The organism is Pseudomonas paeninsulae, from assembly GCF_035621475.1.
GTDB classification, from domain to species: Bacteria; Pseudomonadota; Gammaproteobacteria; order Pseudomonadales; family Pseudomonadaceae; genus Aquipseudomonas; species Aquipseudomonas paeninsulae.
In genome coordinates, this window is the sequence record NZ_CP141799.1 from 4907171 (window position 1) to 4927524 (window position 20354).

18 protein-coding genes, 1 pseudogene and 1 riboswitch are annotated in these 20354 nt (G+C 61.3%); of the genes and pseudogenes, 8 read left to right on the forward strand and 11 right to left on the reverse strand.

Features of this window, described 5'->3' with window-relative positions:
* The first annotated feature begins 10 nt into the window (after positions 1–10).
* Positions 11–361: a cupin domain-containing protein gene (locus tag VCJ09_RS22595; RefSeq protein ID WP_324732252.1), complete on the forward strand. Its 351-nt coding sequence runs from the start codon at positions 11–13 to the stop codon at positions 359–361.
* A gap of 61 nt (positions 362–422) precedes the next feature.
* A complete protein-coding gene (locus VCJ09_RS22600) occupies positions 423–1934 on the forward strand; it encodes a CoA-acylating methylmalonate-semialdehyde dehydrogenase (RefSeq protein WP_324732253.1) in 1512 nt (503 codons plus the stop codon).
* Between the two features lie 55 nt (positions 1935–1989).
* Here VCJ09_RS22600 and VCJ09_RS22605 read toward each other — a convergent pair whose 3' ends face one another.
* Positions 1990–3438, reverse strand: a complete 1449-nt coding sequence (locus tag VCJ09_RS22605; protein ID WP_324732254.1) for a PucR family transcriptional regulator — start codon at positions 3436–3438, stop codon at positions 1990–1992.
* A 227-nt stretch (positions 3439–3665) separates the two neighbouring features.
* A complete protein-coding gene (locus VCJ09_RS22610; RefSeq protein ID WP_324732255.1) occupies positions 3666–4160 on the reverse strand; it encodes a hypothetical protein in 495 nt (164 codons plus the stop codon).
* Positions 4161–4319: 159 nt separating this feature from the next.
* On the opposite strand from VCJ09_RS22610, the pseudogene VCJ09_RS22615 reads away from it, so the two are divergent.
* A pseudogene (locus VCJ09_RS22615) lies at positions 4320–4706 on the forward strand (AraC family transcriptional regulator); the annotation flags it as partial.
* A gap of 90 nt (positions 4707–4796) precedes the next feature.
* Here VCJ09_RS22615 and VCJ09_RS22620 read toward each other — a convergent pair.
* The 4 genes from VCJ09_RS22620 to VCJ09_RS22635 form a co-directional block, all read right to left on the reverse strand.
* Positions 4797–5864: a transporter substrate-binding domain-containing protein gene (locus VCJ09_RS22620; protein ID WP_324732256.1), complete on the reverse strand. Its 1068-nt coding sequence runs from the start codon at positions 5862–5864 to the stop codon at positions 4797–4799.
* Positions 5865–6029: 165 nt separating this feature from the next.
* Positions 6030–6824 carry a thymidylate synthase gene (locus tag VCJ09_RS22625; protein ID WP_324732257.1) on the reverse strand — a complete coding sequence of 265 codons (795 nt, stop codon included), beginning with the start codon at positions 6822–6824 and terminating at the stop codon, positions 6030–6032.
* Positions 6821–7624 (reverse strand): prolipoprotein diacylglyceryl transferase, encoded by an 804-nt coding sequence (gene lgt, locus VCJ09_RS22630; protein ID WP_079203691.1) that lies wholly within the window; start codon positions 7622–7624, stop codon positions 6821–6823. Before lgt ends, VCJ09_RS22625 begins: the two co-directional genes overlap by 4 nt.
* Positions 7625–7633: 9 nt before the next feature.
* Positions 7634–8416, reverse strand: a complete 783-nt coding sequence (locus tag VCJ09_RS22635; protein WP_324732258.1) for a sulfite exporter TauE/SafE family protein — start codon at positions 8414–8416, stop codon at positions 7634–7636.
* Between the two features lie 142 nt (positions 8417–8558).
* Here VCJ09_RS22635 and VCJ09_RS22640 point away from each other — a divergent pair, with 142 nt between their 5' ends.
* Positions 8559–9305 carry an NRDE family protein gene (locus VCJ09_RS22640; RefSeq protein WP_324732259.1) on the forward strand — a complete coding sequence of 249 codons (747 nt, stop codon included), beginning with the start codon at positions 8559–8561 and terminating at the stop codon, positions 9303–9305.
* Between the two features lie 19 nt (positions 9306–9324).
* Here the strand turns inward: VCJ09_RS22640 and ptsP are convergent, their stop codons facing one another.
* On the reverse strand, positions 9325–11604 hold the full coding sequence (ptsP, locus tag VCJ09_RS22645; protein ID WP_324732260.1) for a phosphoenolpyruvate--protein phosphotransferase: 2280 nt from the start codon (positions 11602–11604) through the stop codon (positions 9325–9327).
* A 19-nt stretch (positions 11605–11623) separates the two neighbouring features.
* On the reverse strand, positions 11624–12103 hold the full coding sequence (locus VCJ09_RS22650) for an RNA pyrophosphohydrolase (protein WP_079203695.1): 480 nt from the start codon (positions 12101–12103) through the stop codon (positions 11624–11626).
* Positions 12104–12241: 138 nt separating this feature from the next.
* On the opposite strand from VCJ09_RS22650, the gene VCJ09_RS22655 reads away from it, so the two are divergent.
* Positions 12242–12895, forward strand: a complete 654-nt coding sequence (locus VCJ09_RS22655) for a histidinol-phosphatase (RefSeq protein WP_324732261.1) — start codon at positions 12242–12244, stop codon at positions 12893–12895.
* A gap of 242 nt (positions 12896–13137) precedes the next feature.
* Here the strand turns inward: VCJ09_RS22655 and VCJ09_RS22660 are convergent, their stop codons facing one another.
* From VCJ09_RS22660 to VCJ09_RS22670, 3 genes are all read right to left on the reverse strand, one after another.
* Entirely contained in the window at positions 13138–13578 is a 441-nt protein-coding gene (locus VCJ09_RS22660; protein WP_324732262.1) for a DUF2269 family protein, read from the reverse strand.
* Positions 13579–13700: 122 nt separating this feature from the next.
* Entirely contained in the window at positions 13701–15215 is a 1515-nt protein-coding gene (gene ilvA / locus VCJ09_RS22665) for a threonine ammonia-lyase, biosynthetic (protein WP_324732263.1), read from the reverse strand.
* A 168-nt stretch (positions 15216–15383) separates the two neighbouring features.
* Positions 15384–16004, reverse strand: a complete 621-nt coding sequence (locus VCJ09_RS22670) for a TetR/AcrR family transcriptional regulator (RefSeq protein ID WP_324732264.1) — start codon at positions 16002–16004, stop codon at positions 15384–15386.
* A gap of 139 nt (positions 16005–16143) precedes the next feature.
* Positions 16144–16238: riboswitch (S-adenosyl-L-homocysteine riboswitch) on the forward strand.
* A 23-nt stretch (positions 16239–16261) separates the two neighbouring features.
* Here VCJ09_RS22670 and ahcY point away from each other — a divergent pair.
* The 3 genes from ahcY (at position 16262) to ppnN (ending at position 20251) form a co-directional block, all read left to right on the forward strand.
* A complete protein-coding gene (ahcY, locus tag VCJ09_RS22675) occupies positions 16262–17668 on the forward strand; it encodes an adenosylhomocysteinase (RefSeq protein WP_324732265.1) in 1407 nt (468 codons plus the stop codon).
* Positions 17669–17773: 105 nt separating this feature from the next.
* Positions 17774–18619, forward strand: a complete 846-nt coding sequence (gene metF, locus VCJ09_RS22680) for a methylenetetrahydrofolate reductase [NAD(P)H] (RefSeq protein ID WP_324732266.1) — start codon at positions 17774–17776, stop codon at positions 18617–18619.
* A 258-nt stretch (positions 18620–18877) separates the two neighbouring features.
* Entirely contained in the window at positions 18878–20251 is a 1374-nt protein-coding gene (gene ppnN / locus VCJ09_RS22685) for a nucleotide 5'-monophosphate nucleosidase PpnN (protein ID WP_079203702.1), read from the forward strand.
* Positions 20252–20354: the final 103 nt, after the last annotated feature.

Below are 20354 nucleotides of genomic sequence, written 5' to 3' on the forward strand. Positions count from 1 at the left end.
GGAGCATGCCGTGACTACTTTCACGATTATCAAGTCTGCCGCGATCCAATCGTTGCCATTAAACCCCGCCGGCCAGCGTGCCGGCGCGGACAAAGGCGACCCGCAAATAGCAATCCAGCAATTGGCACCAGAAGCCACTGGCAACCTGGGTGTCTGGGAATGCCAACCTGGCGGATGGCCGGTGGTTAACCGTCCCGACACCGAGTTCACGTACATCATCTCCGGCGTTGCGCTGTTGACGGATGACGCGAGCGGTGAAGTGGTAGAGGTCACGGGTGGTGACCTGATCATTCTCCCGCCTGGCTGGACGGGCCGCTGGGACGTGCTTGAAACCGTTCGAAAGGTCTACGCGATCTACTGATCAGCGCCGCTTTCATGGCGGGAGCTGCAACCCGCCGCCATCCTATTTTCGAGAAATTCCAATGACCAATACGATCGTAAACTGGGTATCCAGTGCCCTTGTGAACTCCACCAGCGGCCAGCAATTGCCGGTCTACAACCCTGCCACTGGCGTGGTCACAGGCCAGGTGCAACTGGCCAGCCACGCTGACGTAAACGCTGCCGTTGCCTCAGCCAAAGCGGCCTTTCCGGCGTGGAGCAACCTGTCGCCACTGCGCCGCTCACGTGTCCTCAATAAATTCTTGGCACTGCTCAACGAGCATCGTGATGATTTGGCTCGGCTGATCACCGCCGAACATGGCAAGGTGTTTAGCGACGCCCAAGGTGAGGTCATGCGGGGTATCGAGATCGTCGAATTCGCGTGTGGCGCCCCGCAGTTACTTAAGACTGACTTCTCCGACCAGGTCAGCACCAATATCGACAACTGGACGCTGCGCCAGCCATTGGGCGTGGTCACAGGTATCACGCCTTTCAACTTCCCAGTAATGGTGCCGATGTGGATGTTCCCGCTGGCGCTGGCTACGGGTAATACCTTCGTGTTGAAGCCCAGCCCGATAGACCCAAGCCCCAGCCTGTTTATGGCCGAACTGCTTAAGCAGGCCGGTCTGCCCGATGGCGTGTTCAACGTGGTGCAGGGTGACAAGGAAGCCGTCAACGCGCTGCTCGAACACCCGGATGTTGAGGCTATCTCGTTCGTGGGTTCCACGCCCATCGCAAACCACATCTACGAGACTGGGGCTCGCCACGGCAAGCGTGTTCAGGCATTAGGCGGGGCCAAGAATCACCTGGTGGTTATGCCAGATGCCGATATGGATCAAGTCGTGGATGCGCTCATGGGTGCAGCCTATGGTTCGGCGGGCGAGCGCTGTATGGCCGTCAGCGTGGCAGTTTTTGTGGGTGAAGAAACTGCAGAACAGGTCCTTCCTAAGCTGATCGAGCGTGCCCGCGCACTGAAAGTGCTAAACGGCACCAACAATGACGCCGAGATGGGGCCCATCGTCAGCCGTGCTGCACATCAACGCATCACCGGTTATATCGAGCAAGGTGTCGCGGAAGGCGCAACGCTGCTGGTCGATGGTCGTGGCTTTGATGGCGAGGCCGCAGGCGAAGGCTGCGGCGATGGGTTCTGGATGGGTGGCACGTTGTTCGATCATGTCACCCGGGACATGCGCATCTACAAGGAAGAGATCTTTGGGCCGGTGCTGGCGTGTTTGCGGGTCAAGGATTTCGCCGAGGCAGTGGCGCTTATCAATGATCACGAATTCGGCAATGGCGTGAGCTGTTACACCCGTGACGGTCACGTTGCGCGTGAGTTTGGTCGTCGTATTCAGGTCGGCATGGTCGGTATCAACGTGCCTATTCCGGTGCCCATGGCGTGGCACGGCTTTGGCGGTTGGAAGAAGAGCCTGTTCGGCGACATGCATGCTTACGGAGAAGAAGGTGTGCGTTTTTATACCAAGCAAAAGAGCATCATGCAGCGCTGGCCGCAGGCTACTGCCAAGGGTGCTGAGTTCGCGATGCCGACCAGCCATTAAGGCTATCGGTTAAGTCGCGCAAAAGGCCCCGCACTCAGTACGGGGCCTTTTGCGTTTAATGATTACTATCGAGCAGTTCGGTATTTTTACCGGCTTGGATCGCAATCCAGAAACGTGCAATGCCATTGGTTGTGGTGGGTTTTATTCCCGTCAATTGCTCCACCAACTTGAGCCGATAGACCAGTGTCTGGCGATGAACGCCGAGGTCGAAGGCGGTCGCTTTCCAGTTGCCATCGTTTTCGAGAAATCGCATTAATGTTGGCAACAGCGCCGCCCCTTGCGTGCGGTCATGCTCAATCAGCGGCCCCAGGTATCGCTCTAATAATGCACGTGCTTCGGTGAGCGATTTTGGCGCCATGATCAGTCCCGTCTCAGTGTCGCCGTAGCGCAGTCTGTCCGCGCCGACTTCCTGCGCCTGGGTTAACGCTAAACGCGCCTGCCTGACGCTTTCACGAAAGCCCGTGGCCTCTGCGATCGGTCTACTGATGCCAATCACAGTGCCATCACCCAGGTTGCTGCGCAGGGCATCGAGGGTCGCGTTGTCATCAGCACTGATGGCTAGCAGCAGACCTTTGTCGCTGAGTAATAGGGGCGTGGCAATGTGCAGAGCTGGGGCATGGTGGATCTCATCGGCGCACCAAAACCCCTCAAGACCTGGGCGTATAGCAAGGCTTACTAACGTGCCGGTAAGGCCGCGGCGCTCCAGTAAGGGGCGCGCGAGAATAAACTGTGTCTCACTCTCCAGCAGGCTACGTAACAGTGCCGATCCTTCCTCGCGCTGCAGATCACGTTGGATCATCAAACGTTCGAGCTCAACGCCGAGCAGGCCGACCAGCGAGCGTACTAGGATGGAGTCATCCAGTGTGCGCTTGCCGTTGCGGGTCATTACGAGGTTGGCACGGGCTCGGCCAGCAATCGCTATCCGCTCAATTCCTTCTAGATCTTGCTGCCCAGATGGTTTGGTATCGACGATATTGATGCCGCTGACCGCATCCTCAATGGCCAACTCAAGGTCCAGTGTTTTGGCGAGGATTGAGAGGCGGCCTGCCATGTCGGGTGCTTTGCGCAGCGCATCGGCGTAAGTCTGGAACAGCCGCTCGCTGGCGTTAAAGCGTTCTCGCTGGGCATTCAGAACGCTTTCGATCACGTAGTGAGAAAGCTTGACGAACTCGAGCTCGAAACTGGCATGAAGGATCGGAAACAGCATGCGATCGGCCGCTTTTAGCATCAGGCTAGATAGTTTTGGAGCATCGTGTCTGGGGGCGACCACCAACGCGCTGGCATTGCAGTGCGCCAGTTGCTCCAGCCAGGCAACCTGATCTTTCGCCGCATGAGGAATGCCCACCCCGGTCGTCATAACCAAGTCGCCGGGAGAAATCCATCGCCATGGATCGGGCAAATCGACGGCATGGGCCCAGGTTATCGGTCTACTGGTGGCTGCCAGGCCCGCGACTGCCTTTAGTTTCAGCAGATCGACATCGATCAGGTCCTGTACCGTTAGCATGAAATTGTCGTTCCGCAGTTTTGAGTTGTCATGCTACCGGGTAAAGCCGAGGTGAACCATGTTTGCGGAGGAGTACTTAATTGTGAATGACTGTTTTCGATCGAGACGGTGTCAAGCCTCTATTGAGCAGGTACAGCGTTCCAAAATGAAAAATATCTCGCTTCAACGTAAATGTTAGATCTGCTGATTAGCCGAACGCGGGTTTGCTTAAAGTAGAAGTGATGTCTTCAAAATGGCTCGCTCGAGCCGCGAGCGTTCTTCTTCTGCAGGATCATCGACGCTTCGTTGTAGGCATTCTGGAAGGCGTCGCCGCCGATCCATTCCACTGCCGTGTCTTCGTCTTCATCGTGGAAGATCCCGCGATAGGTAATCAGCAGGCCCATCATGAAGTCGGTGGCCGCGTCTTCCGCCTCCTCAGCGATCACCAGTTCCAACACCGGGTATTGCAGGAACACCACGCACATCGCTATCAGACTGATGCCTTCGCCGACTTTCATCGCTTGGAACAGGTCGTCGAAGTGCGCCGGGTCGAAACCGTTCTCTTCGATGTCTTTGAAATCGAAGGTGCTCAGGTCGATTTCGACATCATCGAACGGCTCGTTGATCAGCGGATTGGCCAGCAGCGGATGTACGACATTGGCTTGGGCCTTGCCCGAACGGTTCTGCTTGGCCTTGGTCTTGGCCCGCTGGGCGCGTTTTTTCTGTTTATCTGGGGAGGCCATGGAGGCGAGTTCCTTGTGCGGTGCAGCCATATTCATGGCCCGGGATAATCGTGCGCACATTGTATTCAGTCTTGGCTGGGTTCGTCGGCCAAAGGGGGCAGATTTATTTTTCCTGCTCTGAACGTCCGCCCTATACATAAATACGTCCCCTTTTCACCGTTTGGTATGACTCCGAGCGCGTTCAGGAAGGAGTCGAGCTGGCAGACATGGCATTTGGTGTTCGCCACCACTCATTTTTCCAGGACCATCATCATGCAAGTACACATAGTGGAATTCTCCGAAGTCCGGGTCGCAGCGCTTGAGCATTGCGGACCAACGAAGCTTATCGATAAGAGCGTGGGCAAATTTATCCAGTGGCGTATACCGGGCTGACAGTCGCCGGTGGCATCGAGCCGCACCTTGGGCATTCCCTACGGCAACCCCGATACCCCACCTGCGCAGGCATTGCGCTTCGCCATTTTCGGCGAGCGTCACGAGGCCGTGGCGCCGAATGAGTTCGGCATTCACGAGATGGCCATCCCAGGCGGTCGCTACCTAGTCGGGCGACCCTGAAGTGCTCCCATTTTTTGCGTAGCGCATTGTCAGCAGCGCGCCGCCGGAGACGGTCGCAGTGGCCGAGGGTTTTTCCACCTCTCTTCAGGGCCTTCCCAGGTACAGCTCCAACACCTTGTTCCAGTCAGCGCCATTCGTTATACGCAGCACTTCCTGGCTGAGCCGCTCGCGGTAAGGGCTGCCGTTGGCCAGGGCGAACGCGTAGGACTGGTTCTCGAAGGTGCCGGCCAGCATGCGCAAACCACCCTCGCCTAGCTCGCCATTGCGGTACTGCATGATCGGCAGGTCGTAGACCACTGCATCGGCCTCGCCCTGCTGTACCGCGCGCATCGCCTCGAGCAGGCCGGGGTAATCACTACGACGAATCCGCAGGCTGTCCAGGTAGCGGGCACTGATGGTGCCTTCGATAGTCGCCACATGAGCACGCCGCAGATCTTCCGGCCCCTGGATTCCGCCCTGCAGGTTGCCCACCGTGAGCGCGCTAGTCACCGCCGCCGTGAAGGTCGACACCATGATCAAGCCGGCGAACATCCACACCAGGCCAATCAGCCTCCCGCCCAGGGTCACCGGCGCCTTGTCGCCGTAGCCGACCGTGGTCATGGTCACCGCCGCCCACCAGAAGCTGGAACCCAACCCCTGCACCGGGGTGCCGCCAAACTGCTCCTGATTATGCCGCCGCTCGAACAGCCAGAGCAGGCCGCCAACGACCAGCATCAACACCGCCAGGCCGAGGATCAGGCTGACGAACTGCCAGGACAGCAAACCCTTGACCGCCGCCCAGCCACTGCCATCGCCACCCTTCGGTACGCCGATGGCCAGCCCGGTGCGATAGAACGGGTGAGTGAAGTCGAAGCGCTCCTCGCGCTCGGCGGTCATGGTCAGGGCCCCAACGACCACATCCAGTTGATCGTCTTCCAGGCTCGGCAACAGGCGCTCGAACGGCATCGGCAGCAGCTCATAGCGATAGCCCGACTGCTCGGCGACCGCCTTCCACAGATCGATGCTGATGCCGCGCCAACTGCCATCGGGCTCGCGGATAACGAACGGCGGCACCTCGTTGATGCCCACCCGCAAGACTGGCGCGCTCGACTCCTGCGCGGCGGCGGGCAACCCCATCAGACACAGCAGCAGAATGATCAAAATCCTAGGCACAAGCAGACTCCTCCCCAACCGGCAAAGTGTCAGGGTAACAAAACTACCGGCAACGCTTGCGGCCCGGTTGCCGGCCTGCTCCCGTGGATGATCGATATCGGCCTGGTGTTCTTCGGCTGGGCGCTGCGGCGTTTGCGCAACAGCCTATGGCCTAGCGCCAGAGCACTAGACCGCGACCGGCGCACTGATGTGCGGATGCGCCTGGTAGCCGAGCAGTTCGAAGTCCTCGAACGTGAAGGCGAAGATGTCCTTCACTGCCGGGTTGAGTTGCATGGTCGGCAGCGGCAGCGGCTCGCGGGACAGTTGCAGGTCGGTCTGCTCGAGATGGTTGGCGTACAGGTGGCAGTCACCGCCAGTCCAGATGAACTCGCCCGGCTGCAGGCCGCAGACCTGAGCGACCATCAGGGTCAACAGCGCATAGCTGGCGATATTGAAGGGCACGCCGAGGAAGATGTCGGCCGAACGCTGGTACAGCTGACAGCTCAGCTTGCCCTCGGCGACGTAGAATTGGAACAGCGCATGACAGGGCGGCAGGGCCATCTGCTCGACCAGCGCCGGGTTCCAGGCCGAGACGATCAGGCGGCGCGAGTCCGGGTTCTTCTTGATCATCTCGATCAGCGTGCTGATCTGGTCGATCGACTGGCCATTCGGCGCCGGCCAGTTGCGCCACTGATAACCGTAGACCGGCCCGAGGTCGCCGTTCTCGTCGGCCCACTCGTCCCAGATGCGTACGCCGTTGTCCTTCAGGTACTTGATGTTGGTGTCGCCCTGAAGGAACCACAGCAGCTCGTGGATGATCGATTTCAGGTGGCACTTCTTGGTGGTGACCAGGGGGAAACCCGCGGCCAGGTCGAAGCGCATCTGCTGGGCGAACAGGCTGTAGGTGCCGGTGCCAGTGCGGTCGTTCTTGAAGGTGCCGGTGTCGCGCACCAGGCGCATCAGGTCGAGGTACTGTTTCATCGGACGGCTCCCTGGGCGGCATGGCGGTGGTAGGCGAACCAGATCAAGCCGAGGCCGCCGAAGATCATCGGCAGACTGAGTACCTGGCCCATGGTCAGCCAGTTCCAGGCGAGGTAACCGAGCTGAGCGTCCGGCACCCGGACGAATTCGACGATGAAGCGGAAGATCCCATAACTCAGGGCGAACATGCCGGACACCGCCATGGTCGGCCGCGGCTTGCGCGAGTAGAGCCAGAGGATGACAAACAGGGCCACGCCCTCCAGCGCGAACTGGTAGAGCTGCGAGGGATGGCGCGCCAGTTGCTCGGGGTCGGTCGGGAAGATCATGGCCCAAGGCACGTCGGTGGCCTTGCCCCAGAGCTCGGCGTTGATGAAGTTGCCGATGCGCCCGGCACCCAGACCGATCGGCACCAGCGGCGCGATGAAATCCATCAGCTGGAAGAAGCTCTTGCCGTTACGCAGGCCGAACCACCAGGTCGCCAGCATCACGCCGATAAAGCCGCCATGGAACGACATGCCGCCCTTCCATACCTGCAGGATCAGGCTTGGCTGGTCGATGTAAGAGGCCAGGTCATAGAACAGTACATAGCCCAGGCGCCCGCCGAGAATCACCCCCATGGCCACCCAGAACACTAGGTCGGAGAGCTTTTCCTTGTTCCAGCTCGGCTCGAAGGCATTTAGCCGGCGCGACGCCAGCCACCAGGCGCCACCGATGCCGATCAGGTACATCAGGCCATACCAGTGAATCTTCAATGGTCCCAGGGCAATTGCCACGGGGTCGATCTGCGGGTAAGCCAGCATGTTAATTCCTCACATCAAAAAATTCACGCCAACGCTGAATAGCAGCAAGGCGAACAGGCGCTTGAGCAGGCGGGGCGACAGACGATGCGCCAGGCGTGCACCAAAACGGGCAAAAAACATGCTGGTGGCGGCAATCCCGGCCATGGCCGGCAGATAGACGAAGCCCAGGCTCCACTGCGGCAATTGCGGGCTGTCCCAGCCCAGCCACATGAAGGTCAGCGCGCCGGCCACGGCAATCGGCAGGCCGCAGGCCGCGGAGGTTGCCACCGCCTGCTGCATGGGCACACTGCGCCAGGTCAGGAAGGGAACATTGAGCGAACCGCCGCCAATCCCGAAAATCGCCGAGGCCCAGCCAATCACCCCGCCGGCGACGGTCAACACCAGCCTGCCGGGGACCGAGCTGCTGGCCTTGGGTCGAAGATCCAGGGCCATCTGCAGGGAAATAAGGATCGCGAATACGCCGATGATTTTCTGCAGCTGCGGCCCTTTAATCGCCGCGGCGGTCATCGCCCCCAAGGCCGCGCCCAGCAGGATGCCCAGGGTCATCCAGACGAAGATCGGCCAGCGCACCGCGCCTCGACGATGGTGTTCCAGGATCGAGTTGACCGACGTGAAGACGATGGTCGCCAGAGAAGTCCCCACCGCCAGATGGGTCAGTACCGCTGCATCGAAACCCTGGGCGGCGAAACTGAATACCAGCACCGGCACGATGATGATCCCGCCACCGACACCAAACATGCCGGCCAGCACGCCAGCAGCGGCGCCGAGCACTAAATACAGCAAGATTTCCATCGCCACCCCCGAAAACAATGCGCAATGGTAATCGTCGCAGGCAGATGCGGGAAGCGCGAAGCTGAAGCCGAGACTTGCGCAATCGGACAGCTGCGCTTCAATCTTAGTAACTCAAGCTTACCGCCCCCCCGATAGGACTCCCATGTGCCTGATCGTATTCGCCTGGCGTCCCGGCCACGAGTTGCCACTGGTCATGGCAGCCAACCGCGACGAATTCTATGACCGTCCCAGCCTGCCGTTGGCGCAATGGCCGGACATGCCTGGGGTAATCGCCGGGCGCGATCAACAGGCCGGGGGCACCTGGCTGGGCATCGGCCCCAAGGGCCGTTTCGCCGCGCTGACTAATATCCGCGACCCACGCCAGCCGCCGCGAGGCCGCTCCAGGGGCGAACTTCCCATCCAGTTCCTGAATGGCCTGCTCGGCCCGGAAGACTTTTTGCGCGAGCTAGCGCAACGCGCCGGGGACTATTCTGGTTTCAACCTATTACTCGGCGATCAGCAGCAGCTCTGGCTGCTGAATTCGCGCGCAGGCGAGCCCGTGCAACTGACGGAGGGGCTCTACGGCCTGTCGAATGCCGAACTGGACACACCCTGGCCCAAGGTGGAAAAAGCCAAGGCGCTGCTCGACGAGTGCCTGATAGCGCCGCAGATTCCGGCGTTGCTGGACTTGCTCCATGACAGCCAACAAGCCGAAGACGCTCGCCTACCCGACACTGGCCTGGACTTGAATACTGAACGCCTGCTCTCGAGCATTTTCATCGCCACCCACAGCTATGGCACCCGCGCCAGCACGGTGCTGCTGGTCAAGGCCGACGGTTCGCGAACCCTGGTCGAGCGCAGCTACGGCCCCTTGGGCGGACAGCTGAACGAGGTGAGGATCGAGCGCTAGGCTGCATCCCGCATGGGATTCAGGCCTGGATACCCGAGGCCGGATTGATCATGCGGCCCAGGCCAAGGTTGCGCAGGGCCAGTTGCAGGGTGCTGTGGATCACCTGCGGATTGTCGATGGTCATCACCTGGGCCAGCAGCTCCTTGGCCTTGCCCAGGCTGATCTGACGCAGCAGCCACTTGACCTTGGGCAGGTTGGTGGCGTTCATCGACAGGCTATCGAAGCCCATCGCCATCAACAGCACCGCCGCCACCGGATCGCCGGCCATTTCGCCACAGATACTCACCGGTTTGCCTTCGGCATGGGCGCCTTCAACCACCTTGCACAGCGCTTGTAGCACTGCCGGATGGAGAAAGTCGTAGAGCTCGGCGACGCGCGGATTGTTGCGGTCCACCGCCAGCAGGTACTGGGTTAGGTCGTTGGAGCCGACCGAGAGAAAGTCGACCTGACGCGCCAGCTCGCGCACCTGATAGACCGCTGCGGGAATCTCGATCATCACCCCAACCGGCGGCAGCGGGATGTCGACGCCCTCGTCGCGCACCTCGCCCCAGGAACGGTGAATCAGGTGCAGCGCTTCTTCCAGCTCCTGAATCCCGGAAATCATCGGCAACAGGATGCGCAGGTTATCCAAGCCTTCACTGGCCTTGAGCATGGCGCGGGTCTGCACCAGGAAGATTTCCGGGTGGTCGAGGGTGACGCGGATGCCGCGCCAACCGAGGAAGGGGTTTTCTTCCTTGATCGGAAAATAGCTCAGCGCCTTGTCGCCACCGATATCCAGGCTGCGCATGGTTACCGGCAACGGATGGAAGGCGACCAGCTGCTCGCGATAAATGGCGAGCTGTTCCTTCTCGCTGGGGAAGCGCTCCTTGATCATGAAGGGCACTTCGGTACGGTACAGACCCACGCCCTCGGCGCCGCGCTCCTGAGCACGCTTCACATCGGCAAGCAGGCCGGTATTGACCCACAGCGGCATGTGGTAACCGTCCAGCGTCTCGCACGGCAAGCCACGCAAGGCATCGAGGCCCTGGGTCAGCTGGCGTTCTTCCTCGACCACCTCGGCATACTGCTTGCGCAGGAGCTCGCTGGGGTTGGTGAACACCTCGCCATGGTAGCCATCGACGATCAGCTGGATGCCGTCGATCTTCGAATAGGGCAGATCGACCACCCCCATCACCGTGGGAATGCCCATGGCGCGAGCGAAGATCGCCACATGTGAGTTGCCCGAGCCCTGCACCGAAACCAGGCCGACCAGCTTGCCTTCCGGCACCTCACCAAGCATCGCCGGCGACAGCTCTTCGCTGACCAGGATGCAATTGTCCGGGTAGACCAGGGTCTGCTGACGCGCCTGCTGCAGATAGGCGAGCAGGCGGCGGCCGAGGTCTTTGACGTCGCTGGCGCGCTCGCGCAGGTAGGCGTCGTCCATCAACTCGAAACGATTGATGTGTTCGCCAATCACCTGGCGCAGTGCGCCCTGGGCCCACTGGCCGGTACGGATGACCTTGACCACCTCGTTACCCAGGGCGGCGTCTTCCAGCATCATCAGATAGACGTCGAACAGCGCACGCTCTTCCGGGCGCAGCTGGCTGGCCATCTTCGCCGACAGCGCACGCATGTCGCTGCGCACACCTTCCAGGGCGTTGTTGAACAAGGTCAGCTCGGCGGCGATGTCGTCGACGGCTTTATCCGGCACCACTTCCAGATCGGCCGGCGGCAATACCACCACCGCCGTCCCCACCGCCGCACCGGGCGAACCCGGCACGCCAACGAACTTGGCCACCTGGATACCCTTGCCTTGCCTGCCCAGGCCGCGGATCGAGCCGGTTGCCTCGGCGTGCGCGATAACCCCGGCGAGCTGGGCGCTCATGGTCACCAAAAAGGCTTCTTCGCCCTCGTCGAACTGGCGCCGCTCCTTTTGCTGGATAACCAGCACGCCCATCACCTTGCGATGGTGGATGATCGGCGAGCCGAGGAAGGAGGCATAACGCTCCTCACCGGTTTCGGCAAAGTAGCGGTAGCGCGGGTGTTCGGAGGCATTCTCCAGATTGAGCGGCTCCTCGCGGGTGCCAACCAGACCGACCAGGCCCTCGTTGGGCGCCATGCTGACCTTGCCGATGGAGCGCTTGTTCAGGCCATCGGTGGCCATCAGCACGAAGCGGTTGCTCTCCGGGTCGAGCAGATAGACCGAGCAGACCTGGCTGCCCATGGCCTCCTTGACCCGCTGCACAATGATGCCCAAGGCCGCCTTGAGGTCCTTGGCGGCATTTACTTCCTGGACGATCTTGCGCAGCGTATTGAGCATGGCTCGGCTCTAGTCCGTATCAGTCCCGCGCCAGCAGGCGCGGAGCGAGTTCCTTGAGGGCGCGACGATAGACCTCGCGCTTGAATGTGACCACCTGGCCCAACGGGTACCAGTAACTGACCCAGCGCCAGCCATCGAACTCGGGCTTGCCGGTCAGGTCCATGCGTACCCGCTGTTCGTCCGACGTCAGACGCAGCAGGAACCACTTCTGTTTCTGGCCGATGCACAGCGGTTGACTGTGGGTGCGAACCAGACGCTGAGGCAGACGATACCTCAACCAACCCCGAGTGCAGGCGAGAATTTTCACATCCTGCTGCTCCAGGCCGACTTCCTCGTTCAATTCGCGGTACAGCGCTTCTTCCGGTGACTCATAGTCGTTGATCCCGCCTTGCGGGAACTGCCAGGCGTCCTGGTTTATCCGACGCGCCCAGAGCACCTGGCCAACATCATTGGTCAAAATGATGCCGACATTGGGGCGAAAACCATCAGGATCGATCACGGCGCACAACCTCGTAAACGCATGTTTCGGCATTGTTCCACAAAGGTCGCGACAGCAGCAACGCGGGCACCCGAATGGGCAGCTCTTATAAAAGTCGTTATCCTGACGGCCCTTCTAGGTTTTGATGAAAGGTGTCCTGTGCGTCTGGCTTTATTCGATCTCGACAACACCCTGCTCGGCGGCGACAGCGATCACGCCTGGGGCGATTACCTGTGTGAGCGCGGCATTCTCGATGGCATCGCCTACAAGACGCGCAACGACGAGTTCTACCAGGACTACCTGGCGGGCCGCCTGGATATCGCCGACTACCTGAATTTCAGCCTGACAATTCTCGGCCGTAGCGAGATGGCGCAACTCGAGCAATGGCACCGCGAGTTCATGCGCGACTGCGTCGAACCGATGATCCTGGCCAAGGGCGAAGCCCTACTCGAGGAACACCGCGGCGCCGGCGACAAGCTGCTGATCATCACCGCCACCAACCGCTTCGTCACCGCGCCGATTGCCGCACGCCTGGGCGTCGACACCCTGCTGGCCACCGAATGCGAAATGGCCGACGGTCGCTACACCGGGCGCACCACCGACGTGCCCTGCTTCAAGCAGGGCAAGGTCACCAGGCTCAACCGCTGGCTGGCGGAAACCGGTTTCAGCCTGGCCGATAGCTACTTCTACAGCGACTCGATGAACGACCTGGCGCTGCTGGAGCAAGTCACCCACCCCGTAGTAGTCGACCCCGACCCGAACCTGCGCGCCGAAGCCGAAAAACGCGGCTGGCCGATCATTTCGTTGCGCTAGAAAGCGCCTGCCCCTTGTAGGTTGCCCAAGAACAGGCCCGCCTCAGGCCCTCTAGACCCTATGTTTATGCGCAAGGTCTGCAGCCTTGTAGGGTGGAAGACGCTTTACCCATCCGCCAACGACGACGGTGGATGAAAAAAGCGTCTGCACCTACACCGCTTCGTAGGAGCGGCCCATGGCCGCGACAGGGCATGCCTGCAAAAGCATTGCGCATAAACGGATCTACATGAGTGCCTGCCCCGTCAGGCCGGTTTGGCGCCCATCAGGCCCATGATCACCAGCAGCAACAGAACGATCAGCCCGGCATACGCAGCGGTAAAGCCCAGCAGGCGACTAGAGGCTGGCGTTTCACCCAGTGCCTGCCAGGCGGCCAGGCGACCGGCGAGCAACAGGCCGAAGAGCATCATCACCGCGAACAGGATGCTGCCACCCAGCAACCAGGTCTGGCCCAGCGGCCAACCGCGCAGATTCACCAGCCCCCAACCACTGACCGGCAAGCTCAGTGCCAGCAAGCCCAGCAGCGGCAGGCTGATCATGCGGGTGCGCCGCAGCTTGCGTTGCAAGATGACCGCATCGCCGCCACGCCGGGCCTTCCACAGCATGAAGACATGGGCCAGCACACCGAGCAGTAGCAGGATGGCGGGCAGGCTGTGAGCGATTCGCAGGAGCAGGTATGGATCCATGAGGCGGTTGTTCCCTGTCGGATGACCGACGCAATAAGTGGTTAAGCAATGTCGTGTACGCCGGTCGGGCGAGGCTGATGGCAACGCCACTCGACCGCACGCAGGAATGTCTCGCCGGTCGGTTAACCCAGAAAGAGGGTGTACGCCGGGTTTTCACTTTCGTCCCAGTATGGATAGCCGATCGCGTCCAGCGCCGCCGGCACCAGGTGGCGCTCGGCCTCTGGCACTTGCAGGCCGGCGACTACCCGCCCATCGGCGGCGCCGTGGTTGCGGTAGTGGAACATCGAGATGTTCCAGCGCCCACCGAGTTTCTGCAGGAAGTTGAACAGCGCGCCCGGCCGCTCGGGGAACTCGAAGCGCAGCACCACCTCGTCGCGCACCCGCGCCGCATGACCGCCGACCATATGGCGGATGTGCAGTTTGGCCAGTTCGTTATCGGTCAGGTCCACCACCGGGAAGCCCTGGCCGCGCAGGCTTTCCACCAAGGCGGCGCGCGGGTCGGTTTCCGGGTGGGTCTGCACGCCGACGAAGATGTGCGCTTCCTTGTCGCTGTGGTAGCGGTAGTTGAACTCGGTGATCTGGCGTTTACCGATCGCCTCGCAGAAGGCCTTGAAGCTGCCCGGCTGCTCGGGAATGGTCACGGCGATGATCGCCTCGCGCTTCTCGCCCAGTTCGGCGCGCTCGGCGACATGGCGCAAGCGGTCGAAGTTGACGTTGGCGCCCGAGTCGATGCCGACCAACACCTTGCCAGTGCAGCCTTCGCGTTCGATGTACTTCTTGATCCCGGCGACGCTCAGGGCGCCAGCCGGCTCGGTGATCGAGCGAGTGTCGTCGTAGATGTCCTTGATCGCCGCGCAGATCTCGTCGGTGCTGACGGTGATCACCTCGTCGACATGGTGCCGGCAGATATCGAAGGTGTGCTGACCGATCTGCGCCACCGCGACGCCGTCGGCGAACAGCCCGACCTGTGGCAGCACCACACGCTCGCCAGCGGCCATGGCCGCCTGCAAACAGTTGGAGTCGTCCGGCTCGACGCCGATCACCCGGATGTCGGGCCGCAGGTATTTGACGTAGGCGGCGATGCCCGCGATCAGCCCGCCGCCGCCCACTGGAACGAAGATCGCATCCAGTTGCCCCGGCTGCTGACGGAGGATCTCCATGGCCACGGTGCCCTGGCCGGCGATGGTGTGCGGATCGTCATAGGGGTGGATATAGATGTAGCCCTTCTCGTCCACCAGCTTCAACGAATAGGCCAGCGCCTCGGGGAAGCTGTCGCCGTGCAGCAGCACCTTGCCGCCGCGCGAGCGCACGCCCTGGACCTTGATCTCCGGCGTGGTCTTGGGCATCACGATGGCCGCCTTGACCCCCAGCACCTTGGCCGCCAGAGCCAGGCCCTGGGCATGATTGCCAGCGGAGGCGGTGACCACCCCGCGCGCACGCTCCTCGACCGAGAGCTGCGCCAGCTTGTTGTAGGCGCCGCGAATCTTGAACGAGTACACCGGCTGCAGGTCTTCGCGCTTGAGCAGAATCTGGTTACCCAGACGCTCGGACAATTGGTTGGCGGCGTGCAGCGGAGTTTCCACCGCGACGTCGTAGACGCGCGAGGTGAGGATCATCTTGACGTACTGTTCGAGCATGGCGTTATCGCAGGCGGCTTTTCGAGGGAGTCAGCGAGTCTACCCCAGGCTCGCGCCGAACGACCATACGCAGCCCGGGGTTTTGCCGGACTGACGGCGAAGGCATGGGCGCAGTCGGCGACGATCCGCATCAATCACGCGGCATGCATGCCGAATGAGTTCGCGAACTCAGGGTTCCAGGCCAATGCCACGCAGAATCACACTGGTCACCGTCTGCACCGCCCGCTCGAACTGCAGGTCGGACAGCGGCTGATGATCGTTGAGCACCCCGACCTGATGGCTGAAGTCGGCGTAATGCTGGGTCGAGGCCCAGATCATGTAGAGCAGTGCCGACGGTTCCACCGCCAGGATGCGCTGGTCGTCCACCCACTGGCGAATCTTCGCCTCCTTCATCTTCGCCCAGCTGTACAGACTGTCATCCAGGGTCGCGCCGAGCATGGGGGCGCCGTGGATAATCTCATCGGCCCAGACCTTGGAACCATGCGCGCGGGTGCGTGAGTGGTTCATCTTGGCGCGGATATAGGTACTGAGCACCACGCGCGGATCGTCATACATCTCGAAGCACAGCGCGTCCTGCTTCCACAACTCGAGCAGGCCGAGCAGCACCGCGCGATAGAGGTCGTCCTTGGTGCTGAAGTAGTAATGCAGGTTGGATCGCGGCAGCCCGACCTGCCCGGCGATGTCGCCCATGGCAGTACCGCCATAGCCCTTCTCGGCGAAGACCTGTTCGGCGGCCAGAAGGATTTTGTCGACATTGCGTCGACGTATCTCACTCTTGTGATTGCCCATGCTCGGTCCATTGCGGCGGAATTGGCCAAGGCTACCACCCGCGTCCATCCCGGGCGACGGAAAGCCTTGGGCTTGGCGCGCGGCATCGCTATAATCGCCGGGTTTCACACGATCGGCACAGCCCGGTCGCTCCCGCCACCTGTCCGAGGGGCGCTGCAGCAAACCCTGTCGACCCAGGGTTTTGTCAGGCTCGGATGGGGCGTTAACCATACGCACCAACGGCGCCCATTCGACACAAACGAATGGAGAACTCATTTATGAGCGCTGTACTGACGCCTGCCGGTTTTACCGATTTCAAAGTCGCCGACATTTCCCTGGCCGCCTGGGGCCGCCGCGAAATCATCATCGCCGAATCGGAAATGCCTGCCCTGATGGGCATGCGCCGCAAGTATGCCGCCGAGCAACCGCTCAAGGGCGCGAAGATCATCGGCTGCATCCACATGACCATCCAGACCGCCGTGCTGATCGAGACCCTGATCGCCCTGGGCGCCGAAGTGCGCTGGTCGTCCTGCAACATCTTCTCTACCCAGGATCAAGCCGCAGCGGCCATCGCCGCCGCCGGCATTCCGGTATTCGCCTGGAAGGGCGAAACCGAAGCCGAATACGAGTGGTGCATCGAGCAGACCATCCTCGCTGGCGACACGCCGTGGGACGCCAACATGATCCTCGATGACGGCGGCGACCTGACCGAGATCCTGCATAACAAATACCCGGCGATGCTCGACACCATGCATGGCGTCACCGAAGAAACCACTACCGGCGTGCACCGCCTGCTCGACATGCTCAAGGCCGGCACCCTGAAAGTCCCGGCGATCAACGTCAACGACTCGGTGACCAAGAGCAAGAACGACAACAAGTACGGCTGCCGTCACAGCCTCAACGACGCGATCAAGCGCGGTACCGACCACCTGCTGTCCGGCAAGCAGGCGCTGGTGATCGGCTACGGCGACGTGGGCAAGGGTTCGTCGCAATCGCTGCGCCAGGAAGGCATGATCGTCAAGGTCTCTGAAATCGATCCGATCTGCGCCATGCAGGCCTGCATGGACGGTTTCGAACTGGTTTCACCGTTCAAGGACGGGATCAACGACGGCACTGCCGCCAGCATCGACGCGGCCCTGCTGGGCAAGATCGACCTGATCGTCACCACCACCGGCAACGTCAACGTCTGCGACGCCAATATGCTCACAGCCCTGAAGAAGCGCGCCGTGGTGTGCAATATCGGCCACTTCGACAATGAAATCGACACCGCTTTCATGCGCAAGAACTGGGCCTGGGAAGAAGTGAAGCCGCAGGTGCACAAGATCCACCGCACCGGCAAAGACCTTGATCCGCTCAACGACGACTACCTGATCCTGCTGGCCGAAGGCCGCCTGGTTAACCTGGGCAACGCCACCGGCCACCCGAGCCGGATCATGGACGGTTCCTTCGCCAACCAGGTGCTGGCGCAGATCTTCCTGTTCGGCCAGAAGTACGCCGAGCTGCCTGCCGCGCAGAAAGCCGAGCGCCTGACCGTCGAAGTGCTGCCGAAGAAGCTCGACGAAGAAGTGGCGCTGGAGATGGTCAAGGGCTTTGGCGGCGTGGTCACGCAACTGACCAAGCAGCAGGCCGAGTACATTGGCGTCACCCAGGAAGGCCCGTTCAAGCCGGACGCCTATCGCTATTGATGCGTAGGATGGGTCGGGCCGCGCAGGTTAGCCGCGCAGCGGCCTAACCCATCGAGAACCATGGTGGGTTACGCCTTCGGCTAACCCACCCTACGGAATTTTCTTATGTCTCAAGAACGCCGCTTCAGCTTCGAGTTCTTCCCTGCCAAGACCGAAGCCGGGCATGAAAAACTGTTGAACGTGGCACGCCAACTGGCGAGCTACAACCCGGATTTCTTCTCCTGCACCTACGGTGCTGGCGGCTCAACCCGCGACCGTACCCTGAATACCGTGCTGCAGTTGAATAACGATGTCGGCGTGAGCACGGCGCCGCACCTGTCCTGCGTCGGCGATTCCAAGGCCGAACTGCGCGAACTGCTGCACCTGTACCAGAAGGCCGGGATCGAGCGCATTGTCGCCCTGCGCGGCGACCTGCCCTCCGGTATGGGCATGGCCAGCGGCGAGATGCGCTACGCCAACGAACTGGTCAGCTTCATCCGCGAAGAAACCGGCGACCACTTCCATATCGAAATCGCCGCCTACCCGGAGATGCATCCGCAGGCGCGCAATTTCGAGGACGACATCGCCAACTTCGTGCGCAAGGCCAAGGCCGGTGCCAGCAGTGCGATCACCCAGTACTTCTTCAACGCCGACAGCTACTTCTACTTCGTCGAGCGGGTGCGCAAGCTGGGCGTGGATATTCCGGTGGTACCGGGCATCATGCCGATCACCAACTACAGCAAGCTGGCACGCTTCTCCGATGCCTGCGGCGCCGAAATCCCGCGCTGGGTGCGCAAGCAGCTGGAGGCCTATGGCGATGACAGCGACAGCATCCGCGCCTTCGGCGAGCAGGTGATCAGCGAGATGTGCGAACGCCTGCTGCAGGGCGGCGCCCCAGGCCTGCACTTCTACAGCATGAACCTGGCAGCCCCCAGCCTGGCAATCTGGAACAACCTCAAGCTGCCGCGCTGATAACTGCGCCGGGCATTATGTGCGTCACGCCCCCTCCTGCCTGGTTGCAGGCGGGCCACATGGCGCTGAAGGTCACAGGCCCGCTACGGCGAGGCTTGCTGGCCGCAGCCTGTTAGGCTGATTGCAAACGCAGCCGTAAAGCGAACCCCGGCAGCAGCATCAAGCCGGGGCAAACGCTGCCGAACTGCCGACCCCCATCTTTTGACCGCGCCTCTGGCCCTATATGGCTTGAGCGGGATGACAACCTTGGAGCGCTAAATGACCACAAGAAAAACCACCAATGCCACAGTGACCCCCAAGGGCAGCCTGGAAACCCTGTCGCAGCGCGAGGTACAACAACTGCGCGAGACCGGCTCCGGCAGCGTTTACGCCTTGTTCCGCCAGTGCGCCTTGGCGATCCTCAATACCGGCTCGCACAGCGACAACGCCAAGACCATCCTGGAAGCCTACCCGGACTTCGAGATTCGCATTCTTCAGCAGGATCGCGGCATTCGTCTGGAGCTGCGCAACGCGCCGGCCGATGCTTTCGTCGACGGCGAAATGATCGCCAGCACCCGGGAAATGCTGTTCAGCGCCCTGCGCGATATCGTCTACACGCAGAGCGAACTGGAAAACAAGCGGGTGGATTTCAGCAGTTCAAAAGGCATCACCGACTACGTCTTTCACCTGCTGCGCAACGCCCGCACCCTGCGCGCCGGGGTGGAACCAAAAATAGTGGTGTGCTGGGGCGGCCATTCGATCAGCACCGAAGAATACAAATACACCAAGATTGTCGGCCACGAACTGGGCCTGCGCGGCCTGGATATCTGCACCGGTTGCGGCCCGGGCGTGATGAAGGGACCGATGAAAGGCGCAACCATCTCCCACGCCAAGCAGCGCAACGTCGACGGACGCTATCTGGGGCTAACCGAGCCGGGCATCATCGCCGCCGAAGCACCCAACCCAATCGTCAATGAACTGGTGATCCTGCCCGATATCGAAAAGCGCCTCGAGGCGTTCGTCCGCGTAGGCCATGGCATCATCATCTTCCCCGGTGGCGCCGGCACCGCCGAAGAGCTGCTGTACTTCCTCGGCATCCTGATGCACCCGGCCAACAAAGACCTACCTTTCCCGCTGATCATGACCGGGCCGAAAAAAGCCGCGCCCTACATCGAGCAGCTGCATGAATTCATTGGCGCCACCCTCGGCCCTGAAGCGCAGCAACGCTGCAAAATCATTATCAATGACCCGAGCCAGGTGGCCCGGGAGATGGCACAAGGCATCAACGAGGTCACCCAATACCGGCGCAAGCAGAATGACGCCTTCCACTTCAACTGGCTGCTGACGATCGACGAGAACTTCCAGCACCCCTTCGAACCCACCCACGAGAACATGGCCGGCCTCAAGCTGACCCGCAACCAGCCGGTGCATGAACTGGCAGCACATTTGCGCCGCGCGTTCTCGGGCATTGTCGCCGGCAACGTCAAAGACCAGGGCATCCGCCGGATTGAACAGCATGGCCCCTACGAGATCACTGGCGACCAGGACATCATGCAGCCGCTGGATCGCTTGCTGCAGGCCTTTGTCGACCAGCATCGCATGAAGCTGCCGGGCAACACGGCCTACGTGCCCTGCTACAAACTGGTGACCTGAACCGGTTTATCGCGCCCTCCCCGGAAGGCGCGATGCCTCTTTGTTTTGTGAACTAACCACCCGAATCAAACCGTTGAGCCACTTTTCAGCACCGTGTTGCCCG